Genomic DNA, 16,216 nt, shown 5'->3' on the forward strand with positions numbered 1-16,216 from the left:
ATATTATATGATTGAATTGAAAAATCTTTCAATTGGATATATAGGCAAAAAGGAAACGACGGTTGTCGCTTCCGACATCAACGCCACAGTGCCAAGCGGACAGTTGACCTGTCTACTTGGTCCTAACGGCGTGGGTAAGTCTACACTCCTGAGAACCCTTACCGCCTTCCAGCCAAAGATAGAAGGCGACATACTGATAGAAGGGAAAAGCATCGATTCATATACAGAGAAACAACTTGCAAGGCTCATAGGTGTGGTGCTTACAGAACGCACTAACGTACAGAACATGACAGTAAGGGAGCTCGTGGCTCTCGGCAGAAGTCCATACACAGGCTTTTGGGGACGACTCGAAGCCAAAGACGAGGAGATAGTAGAACAGGCCTTGCATTCAACCGCCATCACAGGTTTTGCCTCACGCACTCTCGACACTCTCAGCGACGGAGAGCGTCAGCGCGCCATGATAGCCAAGGCATTGGCACAGGCCACTCCTTTCATCTGCCTCGACGAGCCCACCTCCTTTCTCGACTTCCCAAGCAAAGTTGAAATACTTACACTGCTCAGCTCACTGAGCCACAACACCGGCAAGACCATCTTTCTCTCCACTCACGACGTCGAACTTGCCATGCGCATAGCCGACAACCTATGGCTAATGGACCGCAACAACACCATCACCATAGGTTCTCCACGCTACCTTGCCGACACAGGCCTCCTTTCCCGCTTTTTCGACAACGACTCCATACACTTCGACCCTTCTACCATGAGTCTAAGAGTGAGGAGGGATGAGTGAGGAACTTCCTCCGCCTCGTTTCTGTCGTTGATAAAGTATCGGCCGCCGAACTTATAATGTCGTGATGCAAGGGAAAGACTTTCCTCAAAATATCGTGTCTTTATTGATACCATATCAAGTATGGTATGGAAAAGCGACTGGCTCGTGGATATGGGCGACTCTGCATTTGACTTCATCGCAGCTGCAATTTCTGGAAGATGTTCTGAATATCCCTTCGAAAGCCACACCATTAGTGGCACATGTAGCTGATAGTCTGTGGGAACTATGGAAGCATGGAGGAAATGTTGACCGTCGTCAAAGATGTCCTCGCCATGATCGGAGGTGTAGACCATAGCCACGTCGTCTCTGGCCTTGTCAAGAATAGCGACAAGACTCGATAGTATATGGTCGGTATACACTATTGTGTTGTCGTAGGCATTTAGTAGCGACTGGCGGTTTGATGCCGTTGCCTCAGAACAATCGTCAGGCTTAAACACCGAGAACTCTTCCGGATAACGCTCGCGATAGTTGAAGTGCGAGCCATAGCAGTGAAGCACAATAAACAAAGGTTTGTCAGAAGGAGCTTCATTTACAAACTGCTCCACATATTTCAACAGTTCCTTATCCATTACATTAACCTCAGCGGGATAGTCATCCTTTATGAAACGGCACCTGTCAGCCTCTTCGCCGAAGAAGTCGATGAAAGAGCCGTTACGCCGTTGGTTGGAAAAGAACGCCGTTAGAAATCCAGCTTCCTTGCATGCCGTAATAACGCTCTTCTGCCTGTAGATGTCGTTGAAATTGTGAGCAGACACTGCCGACAAAAGCATCGGCACACTCTTGTGAGTAGTGTTCGACTCTGTGTATGCCTTCCGAAATACAGTCACTCCTTCCATTGCGCTTAGGCAAGGCGTGGTGTTGCGCCCATAACCCAGTACTCCGAAATTGGCAGCCCTTGCCGTTTCACCTATCACGAGCACAATGATTTCTTTCCCTCCCGTTGAGTCTTCAACCTCTCGCCTTGCACCAAAGGAGAACGAGGCGGAGGTTTGCGGATAGTTTTTCGTCGACACATATCGGTCTACGGCAATGCAAAGATTATAGGTGACATTCACAGGAAAGACATCGTCGGTCATGCGCATCGGCCTTGTGGAATCACCGGTAGCTACTATGACAGAGGAAAGTCCGGCAATGATGCATGCCGCCGCCAGACATCTCTGCTTTTTGATGAATGAAGCATCGAGAGCCCAGCGGCGACGCATGGCCACGGTTGCCATGACCAGCATCGGTATATACAAGCCAAAAACTAATGCCACGGCTGGCACTAGGCTTCCGAGCAGTTCATTTATCTCTGTCATGTTTGTCGTCACAACGTTGAGAAACATGTCCACTCCTATTATCGACTGTCCGAACAGCATCGTAATTACAATCTGGAAGGCTGCTAAAAACACAAGAGGTAACATTATCCATACTATTGTTCCAATTTTTCTGCACGAAGAGAGCAATAGCCAGTAGATGCCCAATGGCAAGAGAAGATTGGCGACAGCAGAAAACAAATGTTGTCGTTCGGAGATGACGAGCATAACGTTTGGCACCATCATCACCGCCAAGAAAGCATAAAAGAATGTTTTCACTCTATTCATTTCTTCTTAAAACGCTTCGTTGATGTTAAATATGAAACCTCTCTGACCTGGTTTTCCGAAACCATAGTCGAGACGCACATTGACATTCTTCTTAAACTCCCAACGATAGCCGAAGCCCCAGTTGGGAAGCAAACGGCGGAACTGGAGTTGTTCGAACTTACTGAACACAGTGCCGAAACCTCCCCAGACCACCACTCCGTTTCGTTTCCACACGTGTTGTCGAAGCTCTAACTGGGTCTCGAACTTATGTTTGTCGCGATAGCGTCCTTCGTAATAGCCTCGCATGGAGTTGCTGCTGCCAAACAGTGCCATCATTGCCCATGAGGGATTGCCGAAGTTCAGCATGGTGCGAAAGTCGTAGGCGAGCACTGCCCCGCGCCAAGGCCGGGCATAGACGCTGGTCTCTATCTCTGTTGTGGCAAAGGTATATTTGTTTCCGAGAAATTTGGGACGGAACGACTGCTCCACATTCAGATAGTAGCCACGATGTGGATTTGTAAGCACGTCGCGTGAGTCATACATCAGCTGCACTCCGAGTCCGAGATTCCATATCGAGGCATCCTGTCCGTTAAGCAGTTCAGGCCGTGTCACCCTTGACGAATGGATATAGTCGTAGGCCACTATAGGTCCGAGGTATAGGTTCTTTGAGAGTCTCACTGCATACGACGCCTTTATCCTTGCCTGCCATCGTTTCATTTCCGAACCATTGTCGTCGTTGTCGCAGCTGTCATAGCCAATTCCCCAGAATCCAGAAGGGAAAGAGAAAAAGTATATGGTGTATTTCAGTCGCGACTTATCCTGTGGGAATATGTTTGTGCCGCGAATGCCGAGGAGATAGAATCCCACGGTGGAGACATCGCTGAACAATGACACGTTGGATGGTGGCAGTAGTGTGTCGGTGGGACAGGTGCGGTAAAGTCCGGCAGCCACAAGTCCCAGTCCGAACTTGATGTCTGAGTTGTAGTGCGGACCGCCGATGATACTGAAGTCAAACTTCTTGTGTTTCTTGTTTTTGTTGGCGTCGTTGAAATAGTCGAGAAACTTGTCAATCCACGTTTTCTTCTTCACCACTGTCGTATCAGCCACTACTGTATCGGCGCCACCGCTCTCTCCCTGCGCCATAGACATGCCGCAGGAGCAAAAGCACAGTAATATGGTCAATACAACACTTTTCATCCTATTAATACACCAGTTTCACATTGTCCACCCAGAGCGTGTTGCCTGGCGAACCTATGTAAGCGCCTCCATGACTGGACAAAAATTGCAGTACCATGTGGGTAGGCGTTTCGTTGTCAGAAGCCCATCCCGTCTCCTTCACCGGCACGTTCACTCCCTTGGAGTTGCGTGCATAATCGATGGTGCGTAGTTTCATTGTCTCTTCCACGTACTCAGGCGATTTCCTTATGTCGCCATACATTATCTTACATGTCATTCCATTAATCCATTCTTTGGTCGACTTGTCGTAAGTCACCACCATCGTGCCAACGCGTTTAGCCGTAATGTTTCCCTTTGCGTCCTCATGCCTTTTCTGCAAGAGCAGCATCACTACAGCCTTGTCTTTTCCTTTCACTACACTGCTGCCTCCAAAGCCTGTGAGCTTTATCCTGTCAGGCTCGCCGCTGGACTTGAATTTGTAGTCGAAACGCAAGGCCTTCGGACGTGAAGTGAAAGGCACGCCGCAGTTCTGGTATTTCTCGCCGTTCTTGGTTCCCGTGATTGGCTCTGTCATGTCTCCGAGAAACAGCGATCCAGCCGCCAACACGTTGATATTCACCAGTCCAAGCACTTTCACCCGTTCTATGTGAGTCTCCAGTCGTGCGCAATAGCCGTTGCCTCTTTTCTCCTTGTAGACGCAGTTGTTTGTCTTGGTTATTCCCGACACCTTTGCCATCACGTTCGACGTTCCCCATGGCGAGCCGCCAAGGTTTCGGTATGCGTGGTTACCGTCAAGATGTTTGTTTGGACCTACCTCATAAAGGGTTTTGTCGTTGCCACCGATGATGGCCGACTCATGTATGGTACGGGTGACCCACGAGTTCATGTCACCATACTTCAACATCACCGTCTTCTCCTGTGCATCTGCCTGATACAGGGTCGCAAGCAGTGCGAAAGACATAAATATTTGTTTTACACCCATAGCGAAAAATTTTTGAGTGCAAATATAACTTTTTTCTATCGATAAAAGTGAAAACCCTTAGAAATAATATGGTTTTCTAACTTATAGAAACAAATTTTAAACTTTCAGTTTTATTCATCCACGTCGTCTATCACTTCCTTCACTTGTTCGAAGGTGAATCCTCGTCCTATTGCGAAGCGAAGTAGTTTTTGGTTCATCTCGTAGTCGGTCTCGGCTTTGGTGGTCTTCCGCTTGCTTGTCAGCAGTGGTCTGAGCACGCTTATATATTCTTCGTTGTCCACATCGTCGAGTGCTTCCCTTAGGATGCTCTCGTCAATGTGTTTCATCCACAGCGACTGTTCAATCTTCCTTGGTCCCCATTTGTTGTATTTCAGTTTGTCGTTAACAAACGAGCGGGCATAGCGTCGGTCGTCAACATATCTGTTAGCCACAAGATATTCTACGACTCGTTGCTGTGCATCTTCATCAATGCCCCACCTTGTCATTTTCTCTTTCATTTCCGACGTGCAATGCTCTGATTGTGAGCATAGTGCCGCCAATTTCTGTAATGCTTGTTCTTCTGTCATGTAGTGGTAGTTTTAGTTGAGAGATCGTTTCTTTTATAATGTGGCGTCACCACCTTTGTGAATATTATAAGCGAGAAAAGGCATATCGCCGAGCCTATCAGATAAACCATATAGAAGGTGAAGTGGTGTGCTATCACGCCGCTCACTGTCACCCCAATGCCAATGCCCACATCCCAAGCCGTTAGATATGTACTCGTGGCTGTGGCGCGCTGGTCGTGGCGGGCAAGGTTGATATACAGGGTGTTCATGGCTGGAAACATTGCGCCGAACCCTACGCCGAGCAGGGCAGGCACAATGAAAAACATTGTGGAGGCAAGCCAATGGCTCTCGCTCACGACGAAACGGCATAGTCCCAATAGCATGAAGGCAAGTATAACGGGATAGTAACCTGCATGGATACACTGTGTGACATATCCATGGTCAACCTTTTTTCCTGCAAAGATGCGCGACACTCCCATGCCTGCTGCCATCAGCGAGAAGAAAAAGCCTGTTGGCACATCCAGATGTATCTCACTTGCATACATTGCCACAAAGTTTGTCGTGGCTCCATAAGGTATTGAGAGCAACAACAACGCCACACTCACCGGAATGCCTTTAAGCAAGACAAACCTGTCGAGCGACACTAAGGCACATCTGTTCGTCTCTGCCTTAACCACGCTCTTCTCCTCCTTATTCTTCATGCAGACATCCGTTGCGTCTTTCCTTTTCTTCACGCCCAAGGCAAACAATAGTCCCGCAAAACTCACAGCCATGCCAGTAAGGAAGATGCCATTGTAGCTTACATGGCCATGCATGAAGAGTCCAGTCATGGGGCCGAGTGCCATGGCGGTATTGTTCATAAGTCCGTAGTATCCAAGCCCTTCTCCTCTCCTACTGCTGGGCATAATGTCGACACAGAGAGTGTTTCCTCCCACTGTCACACCTCCGAAAGCCAGTCCGTGTATTGCTCTGAGCACGATAAACCAAGCGAGTGTAGCGGCAAACATGTAGCTTGTGAGCATTGCCGTGCAAAGAAAGTAGCAGATGATGTAGATGGGCTTTCGCGGAAGACGATCCATAAGAAATCCAGAGAACGGTCGCACCGCAAGGCAGCTCACTGTATAGCAGCTGAGAATCCCGCCAAGCACAGCCTGCTCACACCCGAAAGTCTCTGTAAGGTAAAAGGGCAAAACTGGTATTAGCAGCCAAAACCCGAAGAACATCAGGAAGTTGGCTGCTAATATAAAAATGTAACTTCGTGAAAAAAGTCTATCACTCATTATACTAATTTGCTGCCTCAAACTCCTTGAGGAAGCGTGTGTCGTTTTCAGAGAACATGCGAAGGTCGCTCACACGATACTTCAGGTTGGTGATGCGCTCCACGCCCATTCCGAATGCATAGCCCGTATATACCTTGCTGTCAATGCCACACTGCTCAAGCACGTTCGGGTCAACCATTCCACAACCGAGAATCTCCACCCATCCGGTGTGCTTGCAGAATCCGCAGCCCTTTCCACCGCAGATGTGGCATGAGATGTCCATCTCGGCACTTGGCTCGGTGAACGGGAAGTAGCTCGGACGAAGGCGTATCTTGGTGTCGGCACCAAACATCTCACGGGCAAACGAGAGAAGCACCTGCTTCAAGTCGGTGAACGACACGTTCTTGTCTATATACAGTCCCTCCACCTGATGGAAGAAGCAGTGGGCACGTGCTGTGATGGCTTCGTTGCGGTAAACGCGTCCAGGGCAGATAATGCGGATTGGCGGCTGTGTGGTCTCCATCACTCGCGCCTGCACCGAACTGGTGTGTGAGCGCAGCAGGATGTTTTTCGTCACGTCACCCAGCTTGCTCTGCTCCACGAAGAAGGTGTCTTGCATGTCGCGTGCAGGATGGTCGGCAGCGAAATTCATCTTTGTAAACACATGAAGGTCGTCTTCCACTTCAGGACCGTCAGCAAGCACAAATCCCATACGTGAGAAGATGTCAATTATCTCGTTTGTCACGATAGTAAGCGGATGACGTGTACCCAGCTTCACCGGATATGGCGTTCTGGTGAGGTCGATAGTCTGTGTGTCGCCCTCTGTTGTGTCGAGCTTGTCCTTCAGTTCGTTCAGTCGGTCGAGTGCCGTTTGCTTAAGCTCATTGATTTTCATTCCCACCTCTTTTTTCTGTTCGGCAGGAACGTTTCTGAAGTCTGCCATAAGGGCAGTGATTGCACCTTTCTTGCTGACATATTTCAAGCGTAATGCTTCTATCTCTTCAGCGTTCTGTGCATCCATATTCTTCACTTCTTCAAGAAGTAATGCTATCTTTTCGAGTATCATTTTAATGAATTTATATAAATTTTGTGCAAAGGTAATATTTTTGTGCGAAAAAAGAGCATTTTATCAAAATAAAGTTGTACTTTTGCCGAAATTTCAGAGGCGGATACTATTCCGAGAACAAAATGAAGAAGATTTTAACAGCATTTTTCGCTTTTTTAGCGTTGATGTTTTCTTGTAAGGGAAACAAGACAGAGACAGGCGACAGCCTGCCGACAGACTCCGACAGCATTAAAGACACTGCCGTAGTGGACACTATGGAACAGATCATTGCTGAGACCCCGATGCCAAAAGCAGCCGACGAACTGTTCGACGACTTCTTTTTCAATTTCGCCGCAAACAAAAAGCTGCAGATTGAAAGAACACAATTCCCGCTCCCGGTAGAAAAAGCGGGGAAGACTGACACCATCGGGAAAAAACAATGGAAGACTGACAGGTTCTTTATGCGACAGGGGTACTATACTCTCATCTTCGACAACTTCAGGCAAATGAATGTAGTGAAAGACACTTCTGTCAACAAGGTTGTGGTTGAGAAAATTTATTTCAACATCAAAACTGTAAAGAGCTATAACTTTAACAGGGTCAACGGACTTTGGAAACTTACTTCAATAAACTACAAGGGTATACACGAAAACCGTAATGCCTCGTTCTTGAAGTTCTATCACCAGTTTGTGACCGACTCCACTTTCCAGGCCGAAAGCATCAGCAATCCAATGGAGTTCATCGGCCCTGACCCCGACGACGACTTCAGCCAGATGGAAGGACTTATCACTCCTGAGACATGGCCCGCCTTTGCGCCTGAACTCCCCAACAACATGATTTACAACATCATCTACGGAGAAGACTCCAAACCTGGACTGCAGCGTATCTTCGTCATACGCGGCATTGCCAACGGACTCGAAATGGAACTCACATTCAAAAGGAAAAAATCAAAGTGGATGTTGACAAAGCTAAGTGAATAAATACCATCGTATTATGAAAGACTTACACGACTACTCCCTACTCCACCACAACACCTTCAACATCGATGCCCGGTGCCGAAGGTTTATTGAATATGAAAACGTGGAGGAAGCACAATACATCTGCAAGAATCTCTCAGCCGACGACCAGCCTCTCATGATGATCGGAGGTGGCAGCAACCTACTGCTCACAGCCGACTTCAACGGCACGGTGCTCCACTCTGCCATAAAGGGCATAGAGGTGATGTCAGACAATGAAGACGAAGTGAAGGTGCGCGTTGGAAGCGGAGTAGTATGGGACGACTTCGTGGCATACGCCGTAGACCACAACTGGCATGGACTTGAAAACCTCTCTTACATACCAGGAGAAGTGGGTGCTAGCGCAGTACAGAATATAGGAGCCTATGGTGTAGAAGCCAAGGATTATATATATAAGGTGGAAGCTGTTGACATCCAAAACGCCAGCCGTGTCACCATCGATGCCGACACTTGCAACTACAGCTACCGCCAAAGCCGCTTCAAGCAGGAGTGGCGCGGACGCTTCCTCATCACCCACGTCGTCTTTCGCCTGTCAAAGACCTTCATTCCGAAACTCAATTACGGAAACATTCGCGCAAAACTGCAGGAACAGGGAATAGAAAGACCTGATGCCCGCCAAATGCGCGACACCATCATCGACATTCGACGCGAAAAACTGCCCAACCCAGCCGTGGAAGGCAATGCAGGCAGCTTCTTCATGAACCCCGTGGTGAGCCGCAGCAAATATCTTGAACTCATGGCTCTCTATCCTTTCATGCCACACTATGAGGTGGATGCCGACAGCGTAAAGATACCTGCCGGATGGATGATAGAACAATGCGGATGGAAAGGTCGTTCACTGGGCAATGCCGGTGTGCATTCCAAACAGGCTCTTGTGCTCGTAAACCGCGGAGGTGCCACTGGCAACGAAGTGGTCGAACTGTGCAATGCCATAAGACGCGACGTGAAAGAAAAGTTCGGCATCGACATACATCCAGAAGTAAACATTATAAGAAAATGAAACTCACATTCTTAGGCACAGGAACAAGTTGCGGCGTGCCGGTTTTGGGATGCCAATGCCCAGTTTGCACCAGCACCGACCCTCACGACCGCCGACTGCGCTGCTCGGCACTCGTGGAAACCGACACCACCCGGGTGCTCATCGACTGCGGTCCCGACTTCCGCGAACAAATGCTCAAACAGCCATTCAGGAAGATAGACGGAATACTTGTCACCCACTCTCACTACGACCACGTGGGCGGCATGGACGACCTGCGCCCCTTTTGCGTGTTTGGCGACATAGACATCTACGCCGACCACCGCGCCGCTGAAAACATCCGCCACAACATGCCTTACTGCTTTGTGGAAAACAAATATCCAGGTGTGCCGAAGCTCAACCTCATGGAAGTGGAACCTCACAAGCCGTTCACCATCGGCGACATCATGGTTACGCCCATCCGCGTGATGCACGGCCACATTCCTATACTCGGATTCCGCATAAGCCAAACTACAACACCACCAAAGGCTCATGAGCTCTCTTCCCTCACCTACATCACCGACATGAAGACCATCTCGCCCGACGAGATACCATACGCCTCTGGCACCGACCTCTTGATTGTCAATGCCTTACGTTTCACCAAAGACCACCACTCCCATCTTCTTGTCGACGAGGCACTCGACTTCTCCCGCAAGGTGTCCGCACCTCTCACCCTTCTCATCCACAGTTGCCACGACATCGGTCTGCACGAAGAAGTCAACCGCCGCCTCCCTTCAAACGTACGCCTTGCTTACGACGGAGAGGTATTCGTTTAACCGTAACGAGCCCCTCCTAGCAGGAGAGGACGGGTGAGGTAGAAAAGCTCCATATTATGTATTATAATGATATCTCATAGAAAATACATATACATATATCATATTATTACTCACACTATATACAAGCCTGTGTTCATCATTAATTCCCCTTGACCATTTACCTCTAAGTTTTCCCTTTAACGCTTCTGGTTTTCCTATCCCCGTAAATGGATGAGCAGAAATATCCTCCAACAACATAGATATCCTTTTCATTATTTTTGTATTATGAGTCTTAATCCAATATTCACGATCTTCCAAAGCCGATTCTAGCAATATTATTTCCATAAGTCTTCAACAGCTATTTTGGTTCCTTTTCCTTCAGCTATTTCCTGATCACCCTTTTCTATAATACGCATCATGGTCGCAGAAGAAGAAATGTATTCTGTTTCATCCATATCGTCTGCAGTGCTATTAACGCTTTCAATTTCCACCCCAACCATATTGGAAAGGACTTGCTTCAAGCTTTCCAAAATATTTTTATTATGAATATTTAATGTCATTGTCGTCATATTAGTCCTTTCTTTATTAATCACGCCGCAAAATTACGAATAATAATCCAATCCACCAAACATTTCCCCCGATTTATTCGAATAATCATCCATCACCCATCCGCATGGGCGCCCTCGGCGCATAAGCACTCGCAACTCTCGTGCCAGCGAGAGCAAAGCATCAAGCTCGCTTGAATGCTCTGCCGAGCGCAGCCGAGAATCAACGCAGTTAAAGCTTGTTTGCTCGTACAGGCCCAGCCGGCCAGGCTTTAAGTCCTTTCCCTCCTGAGGAGGGAGAGGATTTAGGAGAGGAATCCTTCCCGTGTCAAGATCTACGACAATGGAAATGTCGGATGACCCGAATTTATTGAAATTTTATTGAAAACGGAGCACAAAAAGTTATATTTGCATTGCGTACCAATCAAAATAATGTTAAATATCGTAGCTTTATTACAGAAATACGCCATATTATTTGCACGTATAAAATAAAAAGCTTATTTTTGTAGCAAATTTACATAAATACACAATAAGAATTTCAATACAAGTTATGATAAGAGAATTTTGGGTTAAGAATTATTTGTCCATCCGAGACAGACAAGAGATTAATTTCCTGGCCAAAGGTCCGGCATCGGAACTGGTGACAGAGGTTACGGAAGGAGTCTATGTCTATAAGCTGGGTATTCTGTATGGTTCGAATGCTTCTGGCAAGTCGAATATGCTTATTGCATTGAATGAAGTGTTCCGTCTTTTGGTGTTGCCAAAATCGGATGCAAACAAGCATATAAATGGATTTATGCCGTTTGCATTGACCAAAGAGGAGCCTACAGAGATGCATGTGTCGTTCTATGCCCATGGGGTGAGATATGATTATGATGTAAAATTCAATAATCGATTTATCCTTGCGGAGACTTTGAATTACTATCCAAATAATTCAAGGGCACTTTTCTACGAACGCACATTTGTGGGAGAGAATGTTCAGGCAGAGATTAAGTTCGGTTCGACATTGAAATTACAGCAGAAGACTCAGCAGACAATTCGTGAGAACACATTGAACAACCATAGTGTGTTGTCTGTATGCCGGAAGATGGCACTTACAGAAGATATTATGCCATTCAATAAGCTGCATGGTTGGGTGATGGAGAACTATCACGATGTAGATGGTGACAGCGACAAAGAAAAGGGTCTTGTGGAGATCCTGAAGGATGCTTATAAAGATGGTAAGAAGAGAAAGTTCTTTAATCAAATGCTTCTGAAAGCAGACCTGAATATCATCGACTTCAAGCCTGTTCAGGAGGACAGATTCATTCCTCAGGATTTTCGTGAGCGAGTTCTGCGTGAGAGCATTCCTGACGACATGAAGGAAGCTTTATTGAGACCAACAACCGACTCCGTGGATTTTGTGAATCACTCAGATTCTGGCAACTTTGACATACCTTTGGGATGGCAATCAAAGGGTACGCTTAAGTACATAAGAATCTTGGATGTGCTGTATGATTTGATTACGGGTGATCATGTATATTATCTGGATGAGTTGGGGGAAGACCTGCATTATGATCTTCTGTTCTATTACTTGAACGTGTTCTTGTTCAACTCAGAGAAATCACAGTTGATTATCACAAGTCAGGAGACTGCTCTGTTACAGCAAGACTTGATAAATGACAACAGAGGTGTAGTGTGGTTTGTCGAGAAAAACAGAGAGACTGCAAGTTCTGAGTATAATCGTGGCGATTCGTATGGTCTGCATAAGAATCTCTCGCTCTATAATTCGTATCGTATCGGCAGATTAGGCGCAAAACCAGAACTGGGTTCTATCTTCGTAAATCTGGAGGAATAATATGGGAAAGCTTAGAAACGCAGCATTAATTCTCGGTGAAGGTCCTACGGAATTCTACTATTTCAAGTCGTTGTGCGATGTATTCAAGGGATTGACTATCAAACCAGACTACCCGAAACATACAAACATTAAAGACTTGGATGCCAAGATAGCAGAGGGTGTGACAATGGGCTTCAACCACATCTTCTGCATCATTGATATGGATACAAAGGATAGGGAGCCTGAGCGCTCACAATACGAGCGATTAAAGAAGAAGTATGCCCATCCCATCAACAAGCCCAAGAAAGGACTGTACTGTGAGGTGAAGTTCTTCGAGACCCATCGTTGTACGGAACTTTTCTTCTTATACTATTTCCGTTACACTTCACGTGCATATACCGAGCAGGAGTCATTGTTGAAGGACTTGAACCAGAGTGTAGAATACCGCAAGACAGCAGAGTTCTTCATCAAGAGCAAGGGCTTGCACTCATACTTTGAGCGCAATGGCGGTTCACTGGCATCCGCTATCGCCAATGCAGAGCACTCGATGGATGAGAAGCTGGCAAATGGTAGGGATTACACTTACTCGGAACTTGGAAGGTTGATGAATGAATTAAAGGGATTGGAATAACCTAGGGAGTGTCGTTAAATTTTAAGATTATTTATAACTATCTATTCCTCAATGTGATAGAAATTTTGTACCTTTGTAGATGATAAGAAAAATCCCCCAATTACCCTCGAAAAGTGACAAATTGGGGATAACCAGAAACTTGCGCAGCTTGATGAGCTTGCGAATAATCAGTCATCCTTTAAGGTTTACCTTTTAATCTTTAATCTTCATACCTGTCCCGTCTAAAATATAATCTCAAATGTTTAAAAAAAAATGAGGATGCAGGACACTGACCTGTCCCGTGCGGACCTCCATCTGTTGAAATATATTTTTTTTCTTTTAATTGCTGGTCATTTATGGCAATTGCTGTTTTCCCAAAACAGTCCGCTTGCGGACCTCCGTATCCTCTGCGGGACACTGACCTGTCCCCTGTCCCGTTTCTTCTTTAATTTTGCCACAAATATATAACAAATTTGTGACATAACCAAACGGATAGACCGTTTTCATTCAAGAACATACGTTTTTCTTGTCCTAAAACAATTATTGGGATAGGAAAAGCCGAGAGCCATCAAGTTTACTTGAATGGCCGAGGTGCGAAGCCGTGACATCACAATGTCTTTAACTCCAACTTCTTTCCAGCTTCGTTGATAATGATAAACTCATCAAATTCCATCGTGTTGGGATTACGGTTGGGGTATCGCTCTTCCACGACGAACATACGGAAGTCATCGCTACGTTTCTTTATCCGATAACTGCCCATATCCTTTTCCTTGCAGAAATAGAGCTTGTTGCCAATGGCGCAGATGCGCTCGTCGGCCCGTATCTCCCAGTTGCGGTAGGGCATGAAGCGTTCCTCGCGGATGTTCAGGATATAGACCACATCGCCGTCATACAGCAACTCCACAAATCCACGCTTGCGCAGTACGGGACGGTGGCGGTAAATGCTTCCCTCCGGTAGCTGCCACCATCCCTTCTTGGCATCGTACTTCAATGAACTTTTGCGGATGCTTTTCTTCGTCTCCTCCCATGCCTTCTGCTCTTTGTCGCACAGGGTCATGAATGCCTTCCTGCCACCAGCCTCTTCCTCGCAGATGGGAGCGTGGTCAGGGTCTTGCTGCAGGAACACTTTCCCTTGTTCGTCCTTGTAGATTCTTGCCAGGTTTGGCTTTACGGCTTGCAGTTGCAGCACCTTGTCGGGCATGGCGAACGAGATGTACAGCTTCATCCAGCCGATACCGTCTCCCACCTGTGTTTCCAATGCCTTGCGGCTGATGCCGTGCTTCGCGTCAATCCACTTCGAGCTGATTCTTGGGAAGAAGGAATCTCCGTCGGCGGTACTCATTTCCATTCCCCTGTAGTAGATGACTTTCGGGTGTCGGTCAAACTCCACACCGTTAGTCCTGTCAATCCATACCCACACCTTGCCCTTCTTCCTGCGCTCAAAGCCTGCCATGCTCAGCTTCGTGAACTGCGACCGCATTCCCTCGTGCGACACAATCTTGACCAAATTCTCGTCTCTGCCGTCACTGAGCGAATCATTATGTAAACCAAGAAAGTTCAAGTTAAGGTCATTGTTTTTTAACTCTTTAATCCTTTCATCTTTTAATCCATAAAAAAACGTCCCCCAGTCCCTATCCACAGAAGGCAGCCCGAATGCACGGTACAGCCCCACATTGTCGATAATCGTGCAGCACTGCTTCCCCTTGCAGGGGCGCAGTCCACGTCCTACCATCTGCAGGTACTTTGCCAACGACAGCGTAGGTCTTGCCAGCTGGATAAACTCCACGTCCGGACAGTCAAAGCCCTCCGAAAAGAGGTCAACGCTCACAAGAATCTGTATGCGGTTCTCGTCCTTAAATGTCCTTATCACTTCAGCCCGTTCCTTGGCGGGCGTCTTGGAGCTGATCGCCACAGCATTCACCCCTTGCAACCTGTAAAACTCGGCAATATGCTTCGCATGGGCTATGTCAATGGCGTAGATGATCCCCTTCTTGTCGAATGCAAACCGCTCGAACGATTCAAACAGCCTTTCTATGCTTGGCCGCACGTCCAGTTTTTCCCTCAGTTCCTTCATCTGGAAATCCCCGTCCGCACCGCGTTTCTTCAAGGAATCAATTTCCTTCTGCTCCTCACTGTCGGGACGGATGGAATAATAGTCGTAGGGCGAGAGCCATCCGTCGGCGATAAACCGCTTGACGCTCCAGGAGTCCACAAGCACCTCAAACAGGTCGGTAAAACCATCGCCGCTCATTCGGTATGGCGTTGCCGTCAGCCCCAGGAACTTCGCCTCCGGCCATGCCGTCCACAACATCTGATAGGTCTTTGCCAGTGCATGGTGTGCTTCGTCGATGATTACCAAATCAGGTTTCTTCCTAACCATATCGATATTCCGGCTTAACCACTGAATAGACATTACCGAAATGTGCGCAGTCGCGCCCTCGGCGGAGGGGACGGGGGAGTTTTCGAAAAAGAACACTTTCTTAAGTGTATTTTGAATTTGCTCAATCAGTTCACGGCGATGCGCAACGATAAGAATTTTTCCTGAACGCCCTTTAATCCTTTCATCTTTTAATATTTTAATTACGAGCGTAGCGAGTACCATGGTCTTCCCCGTCCCCGTCGGCATTTGCACCATGACACTGCGATGCGCCTTAAATGCCTCATTGACCTTTTCACAAATCTCTATCTGATAGTCTCTTAACATGGCAAATGTTTATCTGATGATTGTCGTTGTCAACACTGGAATGTGTAGTATATGATATAAGTTTCGCATGTGATAATTCTCTATGTATAAGGGTTTTATTTAAACCACAGAGTTAAAGAGAAAAAGAGATTCAACCTCTATCATTGTACAAATACTCTTAAACTCTTTGGTAAAAAACTATCAAGGGTATTTTTTTAACCAAAGAGATAAAGAGGGAAAGAGTTTTTTTGTTGATGGAGTAGGTCGCAAGCGACGGAGGAAAAGAGGTTTTGCGCAGCTCTCTATGAGCTCTTAATGCCTTGGCATTCAACCTCTTTCATTAGTATAAATACTCTATATCTCTTAACCTCTATGGTGTAA

General features: G+C 46.9%; 15 protein-coding genes. 6 read left to right on the plus strand and 9 right to left on the minus strand.

All coding sequences use genetic code 11. The annotated features are described in order from the left end of the window. The first annotated feature begins 7 nt into the window (after positions 1-7). Positions 8-787 carry an ABC transporter ATP-binding protein gene (locus CIK98_RS08690; protein WP_094383847.1) on the plus strand — a complete coding sequence of 260 codons (780 nt, stop codon included), beginning with the start codon at positions 8-10 and terminating at the stop codon, positions 785-787. On the opposite strand, the gene CIK98_RS08695 is transcribed toward CIK98_RS08690, so the two are convergent. From CIK98_RS08695 to pheS, 6 genes are all read right to left on the minus strand, one after another. Continuing rightward, positions 688-2,409 carry a phosphoethanolamine transferase gene (locus CIK98_RS08695; RefSeq protein ID WP_094383848.1) on the minus strand — a complete coding sequence of 574 codons (1,722 nt, stop codon included), beginning with the start codon at positions 2,407-2,409 and terminating at the stop codon, positions 688-690. The genes CIK98_RS08690 and CIK98_RS08695 overlap by 100 nt on opposite strands. Before the next feature lie 6 nt (positions 2,410-2,415). Next, positions 2,416-3,585, minus strand: a complete 1,170-nt coding sequence (locus tag CIK98_RS08700; RefSeq protein WP_141210481.1) for a BamA/TamA family outer membrane protein — start codon at positions 3,583-3,585, stop codon at positions 2,416-2,418. A gap of 4 nt (positions 3,586-3,589) precedes the next feature. Continuing rightward, complete coding sequence (locus tag CIK98_RS08705; protein WP_172409878.1) at positions 3,590-4,546, minus strand: PCMD domain-containing protein; 957 nt, start codon at positions 4,544-4,546, stop codon at positions 3,590-3,592. Between the two features lie 110 nt (positions 4,547-4,656). Beyond that, positions 4,657-5,112 carry a regulatory protein RecX gene (locus tag CIK98_RS08710; protein ID WP_094383850.1) on the minus strand — a complete coding sequence of 152 codons (456 nt, stop codon included), beginning with the start codon at positions 5,110-5,112 and terminating at the stop codon, positions 4,657-4,659. After that, the gene (locus CIK98_RS08715; RefSeq protein WP_094383851.1) at positions 5,109-6,371 is read right to left on the minus strand and encodes an MFS transporter; all 1,263 of its coding nucleotides are present in this window, start codon (positions 6,369-6,371) and stop codon (positions 5,109-5,111) included. The genes CIK98_RS08710 and CIK98_RS08715 overlap by 4 nt, the downstream gene beginning before the upstream one ends. A gap of 4 nt (positions 6,372-6,375) precedes the next feature. Further along, a complete protein-coding gene (gene pheS / locus CIK98_RS08720; protein WP_094383852.1) occupies positions 6,376-7,416 on the minus strand; it encodes a phenylalanine--tRNA ligase subunit alpha in 1,041 nt (346 codons plus the stop codon). Between the two features lie 122 nt (positions 7,417-7,538). Between pheS and CIK98_RS08725 the strand changes: the two genes are divergently transcribed. The 3 genes from CIK98_RS08725 to CIK98_RS08735 are packed head-to-tail and all read left to right on the plus strand — an operon-like array spanning position 7,539 to position 10,202. Beyond that, positions 7,539-8,375 (plus strand): DUF4348 domain-containing protein, encoded by an 837-nt coding sequence (locus CIK98_RS08725; RefSeq protein ID WP_094383864.1) that lies wholly within the window; start codon positions 7,539-7,541, stop codon positions 8,373-8,375. Between the two features lie 13 nt (positions 8,376-8,388). Next, positions 8,389-9,411, plus strand: coding sequence for a UDP-N-acetylmuramate dehydrogenase (murB, locus tag CIK98_RS08730; protein ID WP_094383853.1), 1,023 nt, complete (start codon positions 8,389-8,391; stop codon positions 9,409-9,411). Further along, a complete protein-coding gene (locus tag CIK98_RS08735; protein WP_094383854.1) occupies positions 9,408-10,202 on the plus strand; it encodes an MBL fold metallo-hydrolase in 795 nt (264 codons plus the stop codon). Before murB ends, CIK98_RS08735 begins: the two co-directional genes overlap by 4 nt. 54 nt (positions 10,203-10,256) lie before the next feature. Here CIK98_RS08735 and CIK98_RS08740 read toward each other — a convergent pair whose 3' ends face one another. Together CIK98_RS08740 and CIK98_RS08745 are read right to left on the minus strand one after the other, a co-directional pair. Next, entirely contained in the window at positions 10,257-10,526 is a 270-nt protein-coding gene (locus CIK98_RS08740) for a Txe/YoeB family addiction module toxin (RefSeq protein ID WP_094383855.1), read from the minus strand. Beyond that, positions 10,517-10,750: a hypothetical protein gene (locus CIK98_RS08745; protein WP_094383856.1), complete on the minus strand. Its 234-nt coding sequence runs from the start codon at positions 10,748-10,750 to the stop codon at positions 10,517-10,519. Before CIK98_RS08745 ends, CIK98_RS08740 begins: the two co-directional genes overlap by 10 nt. Before the next feature lie 526 nt (positions 10,751-11,276). On the opposite strand from CIK98_RS08745, the gene CIK98_RS08750 reads away from it, so the two are divergent. Together CIK98_RS08750 and CIK98_RS08755 are read left to right on the plus strand one after the other, a co-directional pair. Beyond that, positions 11,277-12,563: an ATP/GTP-binding protein gene (locus CIK98_RS08750; RefSeq protein WP_094383857.1), complete on the plus strand. Its 1,287-nt coding sequence runs from the start codon at positions 11,277-11,279 to the stop codon at positions 12,561-12,563. 1 nt (position 12,564) lies between these two features. Continuing rightward, entirely contained in the window at positions 12,565-13,173 is a 609-nt protein-coding gene (locus CIK98_RS08755) for an RloB family protein (RefSeq protein WP_094383858.1), read from the plus strand. A gap of 586 nt (positions 13,174-13,759) precedes the next feature. Here CIK98_RS08755 and CIK98_RS08760 read toward each other — a convergent pair. Further along, entirely contained in the window at positions 13,760-15,856 is a 2,097-nt protein-coding gene (locus CIK98_RS08760) for a DEAD/DEAH box helicase (protein WP_094383859.1), read from the minus strand. Between the last annotated feature and the right edge of the window lie 360 nt (positions 15,857-16,216).

This window comes from Prevotella sp. P2-180 (genome assembly GCF_002251435.1).
Classification (GTDB): domain Bacteria; phylum Bacteroidota; class Bacteroidia; order Bacteroidales; family Bacteroidaceae; genus Prevotella.

Excerpts from the sequence above, each read along its gene's own strand:
- CIK98_RS08690 (WP_094383847.1), top strand. The coding sequence starts at position 8 with ATGATTGAATTGAAAAATCTTTCAATTGGATATATAGGCAAAAAGGAA.
- CIK98_RS08695 (WP_094383848.1), bottom strand. The coding sequence starts at position 2,409 with ATGAATAGAGTGAAAACATTCTTTTATGCTTTCTTGGCGGTGATGATG.
- CIK98_RS08700 (WP_141210481.1), bottom strand. The coding sequence starts at position 3,585 with ATGAAAAGTGTTGTATTGACCATATTACTGTGCTTTTGCTCCTGCGGC.
- CIK98_RS08705 (WP_172409878.1), bottom strand. The coding sequence starts at position 4,546 with ATGGGTGTAAAACAAATATTTATGTCTTTCGCACTGCTTGCGACCCTG.
- CIK98_RS08710 (WP_094383850.1), bottom strand. The coding sequence starts at position 5,112 with ATGACAGAAGAACAAGCATTACAGAAATTGGCGGCACTATGCTCACAA.
- CIK98_RS08715 (WP_094383851.1), bottom strand. The coding sequence starts at position 6,371 with ATGAGTGATAGACTTTTTTCACGAAGTTACATTTTTATATTAGCAGCC.
- pheS (WP_094383852.1), bottom strand. The coding sequence starts at position 7,416 with ATGATACTCGAAAAGATAGCATTACTTCTTGAAGAAGTGAAGAATATG.
- CIK98_RS08725 (WP_094383864.1), top strand. The coding sequence starts at position 7,539 with ATGAAGAAGATTTTAACAGCATTTTTCGCTTTTTTAGCGTTGATGTTT.
- murB (WP_094383853.1), top strand. The coding sequence starts at position 8,389 with ATGAAAGACTTACACGACTACTCCCTACTCCACCACAACACCTTCAAC.
- CIK98_RS08735 (WP_094383854.1), top strand. The coding sequence starts at position 9,408 with ATGAAACTCACATTCTTAGGCACAGGAACAAGTTGCGGCGTGCCGGTT.
- CIK98_RS08740 (WP_094383855.1), bottom strand. The coding sequence starts at position 10,526 with ATGGAAATAATATTGCTAGAATCGGCTTTGGAAGATCGTGAATATTGG.
- CIK98_RS08745 (WP_094383856.1), bottom strand. The coding sequence starts at position 10,750 with ATGACGACAATGACATTAAATATTCATAATAAAAATATTTTGGAAAGC.
- CIK98_RS08750 (WP_094383857.1), top strand. The coding sequence starts at position 11,277 with ATGATAAGAGAATTTTGGGTTAAGAATTATTTGTCCATCCGAGACAGA.
- CIK98_RS08755 (WP_094383858.1), top strand. The coding sequence starts at position 12,565 with ATGGGAAAGCTTAGAAACGCAGCATTAATTCTCGGTGAAGGTCCTACG.
- CIK98_RS08760 (WP_094383859.1), bottom strand. The coding sequence starts at position 15,856 with ATGTTAAGAGACTATCAGATAGAGATTTGTGAAAAGGTCAATGAGGCA.